This is a genomic window from Alkalilimnicola ehrlichii (assembly GCF_003399765.1).
Lineage (GTDB): Bacteria > Pseudomonadota > Gammaproteobacteria > Nitrococcales > AK92 > AK92.
On record NZ_NFZV01000013.1, the window covers coordinates 102,055 to 116,406 of the forward strand.

Sequence of the window (14,352 nt, forward strand, 5' to 3'; positions counted from 1 at the left end):
AGAGAATGAAGCTGAAATCAGCGCTGATTAGCCTCGTTGCCGGGAGCATGGTTGCCGGCTGTGCGACGACGGAGGCGCCGCCGCACGTTTCCGACTCGGCGTCGAGTCAGACGCTGCCCGAGGCGGCGGCACGACAGCAGCCCGAACAGGCAGAGGTGCCCGCTGTCGTGCACGAAGCGCTGTTGCCAGCCCAACTCAATACGCCCCTCCAGGCGAGGGAGGTATCGCCTCGCTTCGATATTGCGGTTAGCGACGTGCCTGCGCGGGAGTTTTTCATGGGGTTGGTCGACGGTACGCCGTATAACATGGTGGTGCATCCCTCCGTCGAGGGGGAGGTTTCGCTCACTTTACGCGGTGTGACGGTGGCGGAAACGATGGCGATCGTTAGAGAGGTGTACGGTTACGAGTATCGCCGCAACGACATTGGCTATCTGGTGCTGCCGAGCGAAGCGCAAACACGCATTTTCCATGTCGATTACTTGAACGTGAAACGTTCCGGCCGTTCCGAAACCCGTATTAGTGGCGGCCAAGTCAGCGACCAAGGCGGAACGGGACGGGAGCAGGAGCGCAACTCGGTGCGGCAATCCGGCGCCGGAACCCGGATCGAGACCGAGTCGGCTTCGGACTATTGGAGCGAATTGCGAGTGTCTTTGCAGGTGCTGGCCAAAGGAGATCCGGACGCTTCTATCGTGGTCAGTCCGCAAGCGGGCATTGTGGTAGCGCGTGGGCGCCCGGGCACCTTGCGCCAGGTGGAAGAGTACATCGAAGCGAGCCAGGGTAATCTTCAGCGGCAGGTAGTGCTGGAGGCGCAAATTCTAGAAGTGGTGCTGAGCGAAGGCCATCAAGCAGGTATCAATTGGTCGGGCTTGATGACTGCCGGGCGCAACGACCGTATTCAGATCAGTCAGACCGGCGGCGGCAATCTTAATCCGGGCAACGGAGAGGCCGGCTTCGATCGCTCCAGCGGCTCGCGCTCGTTATTGGGAGACGTCGGTACCAGCACCTTCGGCGGTGTCTTCGGTGTGGCGGTGGGCTTGCGGGATTTCGGAGCGTTCATAGAGTTGCTGGAAACCCAAGGCGAAGTCCAGGTTCTGTCGAGCCCGCGGGTGTCGACGGTCAATAATCAAAAGGCCGTTATCAAAGTCGGTAGCGACGAATTCTTCGTAACCGACATCGCCAGCGATACGACGCTAGTAGGGTCGGGCGCAGCGATAGGCTCGGATATTACCCTGACACCTTTTTTCTCGGGAATTGCACTGAATGTTACGCCCCAAATTGGGCGCGACGGCTTCGTCACCTTGCACGTTCATCCGTCGGTTAGCGAAGTGCAGGATCAGACCAAGGAGATCACCGTCGGCGACAGAACGCAGAGTCTGCCTCTGGCCTTTAGTACCATCCGCGAATCCGACAGCATCGTCCGCGCGCGAAGCGGGCAAATGGTGGTTATCGGTGGTCTGATGCAGACGCGCGAGATCGAGCGGCGGGCGAGTACGCCGCTGCTTGGTCAGTTGCCGCTCATCGGCGGTTTGTTCCGACATAGTTCGCAAAGCACGGTGAAAAGCGAATTGGTGATTCTGCTACGGCCGATGGTCGTCGAAGACGACACCTGGGATCAGCTGCGCAGCGAGCATAGGCAGCGCCTGCGAAGCCTTCAGCATCATCGATAACAGGCCGTTGTGAGTTTGGTTAATGACGTTCTGAACGATCGGCAGCGGCGGCGGGCGATGCCTTTGTTATTGCTTGCGGCTGTCCTGGCGGGTTTATGCTGGCAAGCCGCTTTTGCCGGCGCAATCCAGGGCTTTCAGCGCACAAATCCGAGTCCGGAGGCCGTTGGTCGGTATACCTTGCATCGAGAGCTGGTACGCGCCCAGGCAAGCATTGCCGCGGGGCGCCCGGCGGCCGGGGTCGAACGATTACAGATGCTGCTTGCCGAAGCGCCGGAATACCATCCGGCGCGCGAGTATTTGATTGCCTTATTAATTGAAGCGGGCGAGCGCGAGTGGGTGCTGGATGAGCTGCGGCTGGCCAGCGAGCGCTGGCCGGAGCATAGCCGTTATGCCCTATGGCATGCCCGTTTCCTGCTAGAGGCGGGCAATGCCGCGGGTGCGATTCGCTTACTCGAAACCGCACCGCCAAGCGATTTGAGCGACGGCGAATATCGCGCCTTGCTTGCCGCCGCATATCAGCGCGAGGGGCGCTATGCGCAGGCGCTGAGTGCCTACCGGGCATTGACGATCAGCGAGCCGGACCACGGACCTTGGTGGCTTGGGCTTGCCTTAGCGGCGGAAGGGGCCGGTCATGTCGAGAAGGCCGAACAGGCTTACCGGCGAGTTGTCGCGGATGGCAGGCTTAATACCGAGTTAAGGCGCTTTGCCGAGCAGCGGCTGAATAGTCTTTAGGAAACGCCGGCGCTTTACGCGTTTTCTGCCGAGTTACGGATGCGGTTGACAGTATGCAAAAGAAAATACGGATCGGCGACCTCTTAATTCAGCATCGGGTGATTACCGAGCAGCAATTGAAAGCGGCGTTGGCCGAACAGAAGCGAAGCGGACGTAAGCTGGGTAAGACGCTGATCGATCTCGGTTACCTGTCCGAGGACGCGTTGCTCGACTTCCTGTCGCGGCAGTTGGCGATTCCGTTTATCGATCTTAAGACCTTTCAGCTCGATCCGGCTACGGCTCGACGCTTGCCGGAAACGCATGCGCGACGGTTTCGCACCCTGATACTGAAGGAAACCGAGGCCGAATTTCTGGTCGGGATGGCCGATCCGACGGATATTTTCGCTTTCGATGAGTTAACACGCATTCTACCCAAGCCAGTCCGCGAGGCGGTCGTTCGGGAAGCGGACTTGCTGGCGAGTATCGACCGTATTTACCGGCGTACCAAGGAGATTAACAATCTCGCCGAAGAATTGGACGAAGAAATCGGTGAGGACGATTTCGATCTGGCCCAGCTTGCCGCCGACACCGAGAGCGCCAACGCCCCTGTCGTTAAGTTGTTACAGACTTTGTTTGAGGACGCGGTACAAGTCCAGGCCTCGGATATCCACATCGAACCCGACGAAAACGTCCTGCGCGTGCGGCAGCGGGTCGATGGGGTTTTGCAAGAACATGTCATGAAGGAAAAGCGTATCGCGCCCGCGTTAGTGCTGCGTTTGAAGTTGATGGCGGGGTTGAACATCTCGGAGAAACGGCTGCCGCAAGACGGGCGTTTTAACATCAAAGTTAAGGGCCGCTCCATCGATGTGCGGGTATCCACCATGCCGATCCAGCACGGCGAGTCGGTGGTGATGCGCTTGTTGGATCAGGCGGCCGGTATCCTCGACCTTACCCAGCTGGGAATGCCGGACGAGGTGCGCCGGCGATTCGAGCGCTTGATTGCTTATCCGCACGGCATGGTGTTGGTTACCGGCCCGACCGGCAGCGGTAAAAGTACGACCCTGTACGCGGCGTTAAACCGTTTAAACCAGGTCGAGCAAAAAGTGATTACGGTCGAAGATCCCGTCGAATACCGCCTGCCACGGGTAAACCAGGTACAAGTTCACGAGCGTATTGGATTGACTTTCGCCCGCGTGTTGCGGGCGGCCTTGCGTCAGGATCCGGATGTCGTGATGGTCGGCGAGATGCGCGATCAAGAAACGGCGGAAATCGGGTTGCGAGCGGCCGTTACCGGCCACTTGGTGCTGTCGACGCTGCATACCAACGATGCGGTTACGACCGCGATACGTCTGATCGACATGGGGGCGGAGAGCCATCTGTTGGCCGCTTCGTTGCGCGGGATCGTCGCGCAGCGACTGATGCGGCGCATTTGCCAGAGTTGTTGCGCCGACTATTCGCCGTCAGCGCAAGAACGGAGTTGGCTGGTGGCGGTGCTCGGCGCAGACGAGGCGGCGGAGCTTTGTCTGTTTGCCGGCAAGGGGTGTACGCATTGCAACAATAGCGGTTATCGCGGACGTGTCGGCGTTTATGAGCTGCTTGAGGTCGATGCGGCTATGGCAGATGCCTTGCGACGTGCCGACCAAGCCGAGTTCGCCCGGGCGGCAGCGGCCAGTGCCGGTTATCGGCCGCTGACACATGCGGCGCTGGATTATGCGAAAGCCGGTGTTACCACATTAGCCGAGGTGTTCCGAGTGGCGGGCGCGATCGATGAGTCTTTCTTGGCGTTGCCGATCGAGACCGGAGACGAAGGTGGCTAGATTCCGGTATACGGCTCGTAACACGCAGGGCGATGCCATCAAAGGCGAATTGGAAGGCGCGTCGGCAGAAGCCGTGGCCGAACGGCTGCTGGCGCTTGGTATAACGCCTATCGAGATCGCACACCGGGGCGGCAACTTACCCAAACGGGCGCAGCGAAGCGGTCTGCTCGAACCGCGGGTCGGAACCGACGATTTAATCATGCTGAGTCGCCAGATGTACACGCTGACCCGGGCCGGAGTGCCGATCATGCGGGCGATTAACGGCTTGGCCGAGACGTCGCGTAACCCACGCCTACAGCGAGTCCTTGCCGCTGTAGGCGACAGCCTGGAGTCCGGGCGGCCGTTGGCCGAAGCTTTACGTCAACATCCGGAAGTGTTTCCCAATCTTTACGTCAGCATCGTCCAAGTGGGAGAAAACGCCGGGCGTCTGGACGAGGCTTTTTGCAGATGGCGCGGCACTTGGAGTTGGACCAGGACAATCGCCAGCAAGTGAAGACCGCTTTACGTTATCCGTTGTTGGTTTTGTTCGCCATCGCGGTCGCGATGGTGGTGATTAATATCTTCGTGATTCCAGCCTTTAGTAGCGTATTTAGCGGTTTTAACGTCGACCTTCCGCTCCCGACCCGAGTGCTGCTAGCGGTATCGGGTTTCATGGTCGACTATGGCTTATTACTTGCGGCGCTGCTCGCCTTAGGCGGCGTCGGCGGAGCGTGTTATTTGCGCACCGAGGCCGGGGCTTACCGTTGGGACCGTTTAAAACTACGCTTGCCGATTGCCGGCAGCCTCATTCGTCGTGCCACGCTGGGCCGTTTCGCGCGTTCGGCGGCCATGGCTTTACGCTCGGGCGTGCCGCTTTTGCAAGCGCTGACGCTGGTCGCGCGGGCAGTCGATAATCGCTATGTGGAAGCGCATATCCTCGGTATGCGCAGTGGCGTCGAGCGCGGGGAAACGCTGACGCGGACGGCGCAAGGGACGGGAATGTTTACGCCGCTTGTCGTGCAGATGCTCTCGGTTGGCGAGGAGACGGGGCAGGTCGACGATATGCTTGAGCAGGTCGCCGAGTTCTATGAACGCGAAGTAGAGCACGATCTGAAGCGACTCAACACGTATATCGAACCGGTTTTGATCGGCGCTATCGGGGGAATGGTGCTCGTCCTCGCGTTAGGGGTATTCCTGCCGATGTGGGACTTGGCTAGCGCAGCGAGAGGCGGCTGAGTTTCGTGGTAGGGGGCGGGCGTGTCAGGCTGAGCCTGCCGGCACTACGGTTTGTGGCCCTTGTGCTCTTACTGGCGAGCCTGCTGGCCGTTATGGTGCCGAGGTTCGACGATGTGCGCTTGGAGGCGGAGCGGATTGCTTACGAACGCCAGTTGGCCGAGATGCAGACCCTGCTGCGTTTAGAGTTGGCAAGCACTCTGTATCGGGAAGGTTGGTCGGGTGTCGGGCGTTTGGATGGGGATAATCCCGCCAAGCTTTGGCAGCGCCAATTCGGAGAGGCCATGCCCCGCTATAGCGGCGAGTTTCCTCGGGAGGCGGCGTTCGCGCCGGGAACCTGGGCATATGACCCGGAGCGGCAAACGATTACTTACCGGCCCCGCCGTCAGCGGGATCTGTGTCGAGCCGATGGCGCCTGGCCCGCGCGGCCAAGCTATCGAATTGTCGTCACGTATCGGCAAGACAGTAATCCGGACCTTCCGCGGGCGCTAAACTTGCTGCCGCAAGGGCGCTATAGCTGGCGTCGGGCGGGCGAGCAGGCATGCCGACCGGAAGCTGTGACGGAGTAGTGTTTTGAAAGTACAGCATATGATTAAATGCTACTAGTTTTACAAACGCCAGGACGCAGTGGGTCGTGAGGGAGTGAGCGGCGACCGGTAAGACCGGTAGGGGAGAGCGTCGAACTTTTCCCGCCAATTCTAACTGTACTAACCATTACCTTCACGAGGGGGAAAAATGCGAAAGTCTAGCGCCGGCTTTACGTTGGTCGAGTTGGTTATCGTCATTGTAATCTTGGGGATTCTCGCGGCGGTCGCTCTACCGCGCTTTTTCGATATGTCCGAAGGCGCCCACCGGGCTGCGGTGGAGGGAACGGCGGGTGCTTTGGGCTCCGGTGTCCAGTTGACTCGTGCGGCTTGGTATGCCGGCGGTCAGGAAGGCGACAGCGTGATGGCCGACGACGTTGAAGTTTATGTTAATACGGCGAGCGGCTGGCCGTCCGGTAATCAGGGGAGTGCGCCGACGACGGCGGAGCATTGCGAAAACGTTTGGAACCAGGTTCTGCAGAATGCGCCGCTTACCGCTACCAGCGCTGGCGGGGATGTGGTTTATGTCGCCGATATCGACGGCGCTAGCTGTACCTATACTTACCAGAAGGGTTCTGCCGAACACGTTATCGCCTACAATGCGACCAACGGTAATGTTACCGTCGACTGGCAGTAAGGGTTAACCGGCGAGGTCGGCTGATACGCCTTCACGCTGCATAGGCAACGTTAAGCGTGAAGGCGCACTAGCCGGGCTTGCATTTTCCCCTTCCTATTTTATGCGCGCTCAAATTAGTGCCACTCGGGCCATTAGCGGGCGGCGGTGCCCTCATGGGTTTACGTTGGTCGAGCTGGTGCTTGTTCTTCTATTGCTGAGCATTCTTGCAGCGGTCGCAGCACCGCGTTTCTTCAATCTACAGCCGTTTCGGGAAGCGAGCTTAATCGAGGAAACCGCAGCCGCGGTACGTTACGGGCAAAAGCTTGCGCTGGCGACGCGCTGCGAGGTTCGCGTGCGGGTTAACGCGGATGGGCTGGCTTATGCTCTGGATTGGGGCGAGCAAAGCCACTGCGCCGAAGCCGGCTCCGTGTCCCGGCCGGTGCGAGCGGGGAACCCTTTCTGCTACCGCTACCGGATAGGGTCGAGTTAGCAGGTAGCCTCGATGTTTATTTCGATGCAGGCGGTCGTCCGACAGCCGGTGGGGAAGTGCAGATAGGCTCTCGTACGCTACGGCTTACGGCGGAGACGGGGGTCGTCTATGTCGAATAGACGAGAACGCCGCCAACGCGGTGCCACGCTGATCGAGTTGATCGTCTCGATTGTGATTGTCAGCATTGCCTTGAGCAGCATTCTGTTGGCGTTTGGTCGACTAAATCGGGGCAGCGTCGATCCTATGATTCAAACTCAGGCACAGGCAATTGCCGAGTCCTATCTGGAAGAGATTCTTCGGCGGGAGGCGGCCGCGTGTACGTCCTCCGGCTATACGGAGCGGGATCGATTTCGCCACGTTATGGATTATAACGGGCTATCCGAAGCGCCGACGGATATGTATGGAGAGCCCATCGTAGAGCTTGCGGCCTATCGAGTCGAGGTAAGGGTCGAGGGTTGCCTCCCGTTAGGGCCGGCAGGCGCAACCGTGCCGGCGGCGCGAGTGATCGTAGAAGTTGCAAACGGCGACTACCGTACTCGTTTCTATGGCTACAGAGCCGATTATTAATATGCGACCGATCGCGGCCAGCAAAGCGGCTGGTTATACGCTGGTGGAGTTGGTGCTGGTTATCGTTATCGGCGGTATCCTCGCCGGGCTGGCTGCGAATGCGATTGTACAGCCTATAACCGCTTCCGTTAAAACGGGATGGCGGGCGGTTCTGACCGACGAGGCAGCCACCGCCCAACAGCGTATGGTACGTGAGATCCGGCGTGCTCTGCCGAACAGCGTTCGTGTTGCCGACCGACAGCGAGTGGAGTTTATCAGTATTGTGGGCGTCGCCGGGTATAGATCGGCGCCGGGGGCGATTTTACTCATACCGAGGATTGGCTTGATTTCGGTCGTCGCGACGATGCGTTCAATGGCTTCGGGTGCTTATACGAATTGACGACCGAAACCGAATTTCCCGACTACCAAATCGCCATTTATAGCACTGGCTTACAAATTTACGCAGACGCCGTTGCACCGCTGGCGGCTAGCGCGCCGAGCGAAGGCGACGGGCGTATAACGCCGCCGGGCGTTGTACTAAGCGCATGCGATGCGAGCACAGAAGAGCAGGCTATACGGCTAAGTCATGCCTACCGTTTCAGCCAGTCCTCGCCGCAGCAAAGAATGTATTTGGTAGAGGGAGCGGTGAGTTATGTTTGCGACCTCGAACAAGAAACGTTGTTGCGTTTCGGTCCCTATCCTGTGCGCGCCGAGCAGCCCGATTTGGCGCAGCTTATGGCAGAGCACGAGGCAGCGGTATTAGCCAGAAACGTACAGGACTGCCAATTCGATTATCGTCCCGGGGTAGCGTATCGAACGGCGCTTGTTACGCTACGCTTGAATCTCGCGCGGGAGGAGGTCGGCGACGTGCGCTTGATCAGGCAAGTGGCGATGGATAACCAGCCGTGAAATTATCTGCTCGGCAAACGGGATTCGGGCTGGTCAGCACCCTGTTTGTGGTGGTGGTGTTATCGTTGCTGGCCGCCCTTATGCTGCAAACGGTACTGCTACAAAGCGGTACGAGCGTTTTAGCCGACCAAAGCGCCCGCGCTTATTATGCCGCGCAGGCCGGTATGGAGTGGGCTGCGGCGCGTGGCGCGCAGGGCGCTTGCGCGGACGAGACGAGCTTTTCCGTCGAAGCGTTTTCGGTAACGGTCGTGTGCAGGGAGCGCGTGCATGAAGCGCCGTATCCGCGGCGTCACCTGCGATTTACCGCTACCGCCGTTCCGCAGCAGGTGGCGCCGGGTGAGCCCGGGTATGTATCCCGTGCCCTGAGTGGCGAGCTTGTCTTACCGCAAGATTAGAATGAACGAGATAGCCGCTTGTGCGCGAGCCGTCCGGCTCGACAAGCCGGACGGCTTGGTACAACATGTTGCCGCGTCAATAAGCATTGCTGGAATGCGAGGGAATCCGTGTATTCGTTGCTGCGCCATTTACTGTTTCGCTTGGAACCCGAACTGTCTCACTCGATCGCCTTGAACTCGTTGGATGCGACTTATCGGCTGGGCATCGGTCGTTTGTTCGGATCGCCGCCGCCAATGTTGCCTAAGCGCGTGATGGGCATCGAGTTTCCTAATCCGGTCGGCTTGGCGGCGGGGTTGGATAAGAACGCCGATCATTTACGGGCGTTGGGAAGCTTGGGGTTTGGGTTTATCGAAGTCGGCACTGTTACGCCGCGGCCGCAGAGCGGAAACCCTAAGCCTCGATTGTTTCGCTGCCCGGAGCAAAGGGCGCTGGTTAACCGCATGGGTTTTAACAACAAGGGTGTCGATCACCTGGTGTCCCGTGTTCGTACAGCCGGTTATCGCGGCGTGTTGGGGATTAACATCGGTAAGAACTTCGACACGCCGGTTGAGCGGGCAACGGAGGATTATCTGCTGTGCTTGCGCAAGGTCTATCCGTTTGCCGATTACGTCGTTGTGAACATCTCCTCGCCGAATACGCCCGGCCTGCGAGATTTGCAACATGGCGATGCTTTGGACGAATTATTGGCGACGCTAAAGCTTGAGCAGCGGCAGTTGGCACTGCAATACGAACGGCATGTTCCATTAGTCGTCAAGATCGCGCCCGACCTTGATGCAGAACAGATCGCCGTCTTCGCCGCTAAATTGCTGGAGCATAACATCGATGGCGTAGCGGCAACCAATACCACCTTGAGTCGTGTCGGCGTTGAAGGAACGCGGTGTGCGGAGGAAGCAGGCGGCTTAAGCGGGCGCCCGATGTTCGATGCCTCCACCGAGGTGCTACGGCAACTGAACCGCCATCTACGCGGCGCGATTCCGATTATCGGGATTGGCGGGATTCATAGCGGCCGGGATGCGGTGCGAAAATCTAAGGCCGGGGCTTCGCTAGTTCAGGTCTATACCGGCTTTATTTACCGTGGCCCGAGGCTGATCGGCGAGATTGGGCGGGCTTTGAAGCTGGAAGACGACGAGCGCCCGGCTGTTTTGGGGCCGTATTGACGGCTCGGCTGCTTTTTCCATTCTAAAGCTTGTAAAACAAGCGGCGTCTCTACACAATATGCCTCTCTCCGGAGAGCTGGCCGAGTGGTTGAAGGCGGCGGTCTTGAAAACCGTTAGGGCGTAAGCCCTCGGGGGTTCGAATCCCTCGCTCTCCGCCAGGCAAATAAAAAGGGCTGCCCGCTGGGCCGCCTTTTTATTGCTGGTGGGCCCTTGCGGGAAATGCGCGGGGCAGAGGCCGTCGAAGGGATAAGCGGCTCGGTGCAGGCGGACGATTTTGCTACGATAGTGTACTATGGCGGGATTAGATCTGGTTTTTGTATATGGCACCTTACGCCGGGGCGGGACTAACCATCATTGGTTGGATGGCGCTGAGTGGTTGGGGTATCACCGAACCGAGCCTAAGTTCCAGATGCTGGATCTTGGACCCTATCCGGGGGTGGTGCGACCGGGCACCGATGCGATTGTCGGCGAGTTGTATCGAATTAACGCGTTAATGCTGAAACGCTTGGATCGCCTAGAAGACTACCCTGTTCTCTATACACGGACGCGTATCCCCACCGACCACGGCCACGCTTGGTTGTATCTATACCGCTGCCGAGACGGTAGCCGGTACCCGAGGATACGGCAGGGCGATTGGCTGGCCTGCCAACATAACCAAGTATCCTAAAGCCCCATCCTTCCTGGGCTTTATCACTTCCGCACCGCCGAGTTGCCCCAACTGATATAAGAGTTGAGAGACGCCGAATAGGGTGTCGTTCTCTGCTGATAGCCCGCCTGCTTCAACGCTTGTCGGCGGTGCTACTTTCATGCTGCGTGGATGCACGCGAATGCAGAGAGGGCCGGCATGGGGCGGCAAGCTGCGCAAATAAGAGCCATGCGAAAACGGGGCCGGCGGGATACGATGCTCGCGTGGTTAGTGCTTGTGCTTGGCGTTGCTCTGAGCATTGTCGGTTGGTATTGGACAAGCCAACTCGATCAACAGCAAATCGAAAGCCGCTTCCAATTCCGTGCTAACGACATTACCACGGCCCTGACGGATCGGATGAGCACCTATAAACAGGTGCTCAGAGGCGGTGCCGGCTTATTCGATACCGGCGCGGAGGTCGATCTCGACGCTTGGGCGCGCTATGTCCACAGGCAGCGGCTACGGAGGAACTTCCCGGGCATTCAGGGGGTGGGGTTTGCCGCGCTGGTGCCGGCTGCGCAGCTGGAGGAGCACGTTCTACGGGAAAGGCAGCAGGGGCGGCACGATTATGCGGTTTGGCCGGAAGGCGTACGCACCTTCTACGGACCGATTGTTTATCTCGAGCCGGACGATTGGCGGAACCGCCGCGCGATCGGTTATGACATGTTTAGCGATCCGGTGCGCCGCGAAGCGATGGTGCGGGCAGCCGATACCGGCGATAGTGCCTTGTCCGGAAGGGTGACCTTAGTGCAGGAAACCGATGAGGATATACAGGCCGGATTCCTGCTATACCTTCCCGTCTACGCAGGCGGGGGAGTGCCGGACACCGTGGAGCAGCGCCGGCGCGATCTAATTGGCTGGATTTACAGTCCATTTCGTATGAACGATCTGATGCAAGGCTTGTTAGGGGCGACCCGGAGCGAAGTACGCTTGCGGATTTACGATGGGCTGGGGCGTAGCGAGCAAACCTTAATGTTCGATAGCCATCCGGAGCGTAATGACCGGGCTTTAGCCGGGCTAAGCCGAACCTCTGCCTTGTTGATCGACGGCCACCGTTGGACGGTTGAGCTAACGGCGTTGCCGGAATTCGCCCAGGCGGGGTGGTGGCGCCCCGGATTGGTTCTGACGGCCGGGTTTATATTAACACTGTCGGTTTTTGCGCTGATCTGGAGTATGGCCTCCACACGTGCTCGCGCCGTATCGCTGGCGGCTAGCATGACGACAGCCTTGAGACAGAGCGAAGAGCGCTTCCGCGTCGCGTTGGAAGATTCGAACATTGCCGTGTTTAGCCAGGATGCGGAACTGCGATATACCTGGATCTTCAATCCCGGACACGGGGTCGATCCCAACCGAGTGATTGGGAAGACAGACTATCAACTTGCGATTCCGCCTAAATTGGTAGAACTCAAGGAAAACGTGCTGCGAGAGGGCGTCGGCTTGCATCAAGAGGTGGAGGCTAGCCTCTTCGGGCAGAAGTACGTTTTCGCGGTTACTCTGGAGCCGCTGCGCGATAATGGAGATATTGTCGGGTTAACGGCGGCGGCGGTTGATATCACCTCGTTAAAGCAGGCCGAACGTAAGGTCAAGGAGAGCGAAGCACGATTCCGGACCATGTTCGAGCACGCGGCGGTGGGTATCATGCTCACTGACTGTACGCAGGGCGATCTCATTGCTGTTAACCCGGCATTCCAGCAGATGCTGGGCTACACGGAAACGGAACTGCGAGCGCTGCCATGGCGAGGGTTCGTCGCACCGGAAAGTCAGGTTTCGCTGGACTCGGTTGTGCACGCATTGCAGAGCAGTTCGGTGAATGTCTATAAGCGACAGGAGTATTACCTGCGAAAACAAGGCGAGCGTATCGTTGTCAGCCTCACGGCCTCATTGGTCTGGGGCACGGACGGCAAGCCTAAGTATGTGCTGTGGATGGCCGACGATGTCAGCGAGCTAAGAGCTGCCGAGGAGCGGGCTCGGCGCGCTTATCAAGAGCTTGAGCGCCGCGTGCACGAGCGTACGCAAGAACTACAGCACCGTACGGCGGAGCTGGAACGCTCGAATGCGGAGCTTGAGCAATTTGCCTATGTCGCGTCGCACGACTTGCAGGAGCCCTTGCGTACAGTCTCTAGCTTCGCGCAATTGCTGGAACGGCGTTATGCGCATCGCCTAGATGCGCAAGCAGGTGAGTACCTAGGCTACATCGTGTCCGGCACATCGCGGATGCGAGCGATGATTCTGGATTTGCTGGCTTTATCGCGGGTAGGAGCCTGGCCGCCGCCGCCGTCGTCGGTCGATCTTAATCAGGTTGTCGAAGATGTCCGCGGGAATTTGCACCAGGCTGCGGAGGAAAGCAGCGCTAAAATTCATTTTGCGCCGCTGCCGACTATTATTGGCGACTACGGCGAACTGGTACAGCTTTTTCAAAACTTGTTGGCTAATGCTATTAAGTTCCGTAGCGAGAGGCCGCCACGAATAGATGTAGGGGTGGTGGACGATGGTCCCGAGTGGCGATTCTTCGTTTGCGACAACGGCATCGGGATCGAAAAAGAACAACTGCAACGTGTTTTCATCATCTTTCACCGCCTCCACCATAAGGTAGAAGCGGAAGGGACCGGAATCGGTCTGGCGATATGCAAAAAATCGTTGCCAGACATGGTGGCCGCATCTGGGTCGAATCGACCTCAGGTCAAGGCTCATGCTTTTGGTTCACTCTGCCTAAATTCACCGAAGGCAGTACTGGCGATCGCGACTAGCCCTCGAAGTGCAGAGCGGTATCGCCAAGACGCGATGGTAACTGTCAACATCGGATCGATGTCGATAAAGCGTACGGTGCCTTGAAAAAACGGTGAGTTGTTCAGTGTTTCCTCAGTTAGGGTATGATGGCGAGAGAAGCAGTGGATCGAGGGCCTATGACGGTTCGGGAACGGACGGCGTTGAGCCGAGATATCATCATAAATTGTGTCTGCGGGACTGTCTGGGATCCTAAACTCTCCAGTTTACCCGGGCTTACCCACGCTGCCGTGCTGGTGGGGTTGGTCGAGCGCAGCGGAGAATATAATGTGCTGCTCACCAAACGGACCGAGCATCTGCGCGATCATGCCGGCCAGATCAGCTTTCCCGGCGGCCGTATCGAAACCTCGGATGCCTCGCCCGAAGCTGCCGCTTTGCGGGAAGCGGAAGAAGAGGTGGGCTTGCAATCGAGTTATGTCGATATCGTTGGAAGATTGCCCGCGTACCGGCTTCGGACAGGGTATCTGGTTAAGCCTGTCGTGGGGTTTGTCGATGCATGCGCAAGCTTACAGCCGGACCCGTATGAGGTTGCGGAGATTTTCGAGGTGCCGTTGAGCTTTTTTCTCAACCCTGCTAATCATGAACTGCACCAGTTAGTGTACGAGGGGGAGCCGTTCTCGTTCTATGCAATGCCCTACCGGGATTACTATATTTGGGGGGCCACGGCGGCGATTCTGCGCGAACTCTACGAGACACTTCGCAAAGTTTGAACCTGGCAGGCTACTCGACTCCAGGTCATAGCGCCTATACTGAATAGCGTAAGCGAGTTGCCTTTCCG

16 protein-coding genes and 1 tRNA gene are annotated in these 14,352 nt (G+C 58.5%); all 17 read left to right on the plus strand.

Going from position 1 to position 14,352, the window contains the following annotated elements:
• Window positions 1-5: 5 nt before the first annotated feature.
• The 17 genes from mshL (at window position 6) to CAI21_RS13410 (ending at window position 14,284) form a co-directional block, all read left to right on the plus strand.
• Complete coding sequence (gene mshL / locus CAI21_RS13335) at window positions 6-1,667, plus strand: pilus (MSHA type) biogenesis protein MshL (protein WP_116302732.1); 1,662 nt, start codon at window positions 6-8, stop codon at window positions 1,665-1,667.
• Window positions 1,668-1,676: 9 nt separating this feature from the next.
• A complete protein-coding gene (locus tag CAI21_RS13340) occupies window positions 1,677-2,399 on the plus strand; it encodes a tetratricopeptide repeat protein (RefSeq protein WP_116302733.1) in 723 nt (240 codons plus the stop codon).
• Window positions 2,400-2,452: 53 nt separating this feature from the next.
• Entirely contained in the window at window positions 2,453-4,195 is a 1,743-nt protein-coding gene (locus CAI21_RS13345) for a GspE/PulE family protein (RefSeq protein ID WP_116302734.1), read from the plus strand.
• Window positions 4,188-4,688, plus strand: coding sequence for a type II secretion system F family protein (locus CAI21_RS24935; protein ID WP_258868952.1), 501 nt, complete (start codon window positions 4,188-4,190; stop codon window positions 4,686-4,688). Before CAI21_RS13345 ends, CAI21_RS24935 begins: the two co-directional genes overlap by 8 nt.
• Window positions 4,643-5,410: a type II secretion system F family protein gene (locus CAI21_RS24940; protein WP_258868953.1), complete on the plus strand. Its 768-nt coding sequence runs from the start codon at window positions 4,643-4,645 to the stop codon at window positions 5,408-5,410. The genes CAI21_RS24935 and CAI21_RS24940 overlap by 46 nt, the downstream gene beginning before the upstream one ends.
• Window positions 5,411-5,463: 53 nt before the next feature.
• Window positions 5,464-5,976 (plus strand): hypothetical protein, encoded by a 513-nt coding sequence (locus CAI21_RS13355; protein WP_147305110.1) that lies wholly within the window; start codon window positions 5,464-5,466, stop codon window positions 5,974-5,976.
• A 166-nt stretch (window positions 5,977-6,142) separates the two neighbouring features.
• A complete protein-coding gene (locus tag CAI21_RS25660; protein WP_116302736.1) occupies window positions 6,143-6,628 on the plus strand; it encodes a type II secretion system protein in 486 nt (161 codons plus the stop codon).
• Between the two features lie 100 nt (window positions 6,629-6,728).
• Window positions 6,729-7,097: a prepilin-type N-terminal cleavage/methylation domain-containing protein gene (locus CAI21_RS25665; RefSeq protein ID WP_116302737.1), complete on the plus strand. Its 369-nt coding sequence runs from the start codon at window positions 6,729-6,731 to the stop codon at window positions 7,095-7,097.
• A gap of 108 nt (window positions 7,098-7,205) precedes the next feature.
• The gene (locus tag CAI21_RS13370) at window positions 7,206-7,664 is read left to right on the plus strand and encodes a type IV pilus modification PilV family protein (protein WP_116302738.1); all 459 of its coding nucleotides are present in this window, start codon (window positions 7,206-7,208) and stop codon (window positions 7,662-7,664) included.
• A 1-nt stretch (window position 7,665) separates the two neighbouring features.
• Window positions 7,666-8,043, plus strand: coding sequence for a PulJ/GspJ family protein (locus CAI21_RS13375; protein WP_181919421.1), 378 nt, complete (start codon window positions 7,666-7,668; stop codon window positions 8,041-8,043).
• Window positions 8,040-8,552, plus strand: coding sequence for a hypothetical protein (locus CAI21_RS13380; protein WP_116302740.1), 513 nt, complete (start codon window positions 8,040-8,042; stop codon window positions 8,550-8,552). The genes CAI21_RS13375 and CAI21_RS13380 overlap by 4 nt, the downstream gene beginning before the upstream one ends.
• On the plus strand, window positions 8,549-8,947 hold the full coding sequence (locus tag CAI21_RS13385) for a pilus assembly protein MshP (protein ID WP_116302741.1): 399 nt from the start codon (window positions 8,549-8,551) through the stop codon (window positions 8,945-8,947). The genes CAI21_RS13380 and CAI21_RS13385 overlap by 4 nt, the downstream gene beginning before the upstream one ends.
• Window positions 8,948-9,055: 108 nt before the next feature.
• Window positions 9,056-10,105: a quinone-dependent dihydroorotate dehydrogenase gene (locus tag CAI21_RS13390; RefSeq protein ID WP_116302742.1), complete on the plus strand. Its 1,050-nt coding sequence runs from the start codon at window positions 9,056-9,058 to the stop codon at window positions 10,103-10,105.
• Window positions 10,106-10,175: 70 nt separating this feature from the next.
• Window positions 10,176-10,263, plus strand: a tRNA-Ser gene (locus CAI21_RS13395).
• Window positions 10,264-10,397: 134 nt separating this feature from the next.
• On the plus strand, window positions 10,398-10,772 hold the full coding sequence (locus CAI21_RS13400) for a gamma-glutamylcyclotransferase family protein (RefSeq protein WP_116302743.1): 375 nt from the start codon (window positions 10,398-10,400) through the stop codon (window positions 10,770-10,772).
• 234 nt (window positions 10,773-11,006) lie between these two features.
• The gene (locus CAI21_RS13405; RefSeq protein WP_181919422.1) at window positions 11,007-13,622 is read left to right on the plus strand and encodes a CHASE domain-containing sensor histidine kinase; all 2,616 of its coding nucleotides are present in this window, start codon (window positions 11,007-11,009) and stop codon (window positions 13,620-13,622) included.
• 71 nt (window positions 13,623-13,693) lie between these two features.
• On the plus strand, window positions 13,694-14,284 hold the full coding sequence (locus CAI21_RS13410) for a CoA pyrophosphatase (RefSeq protein ID WP_116302745.1): 591 nt from the start codon (window positions 13,694-13,696) through the stop codon (window positions 14,282-14,284).
• Window positions 14,285-14,352 lie beyond the last annotated feature (68 nt).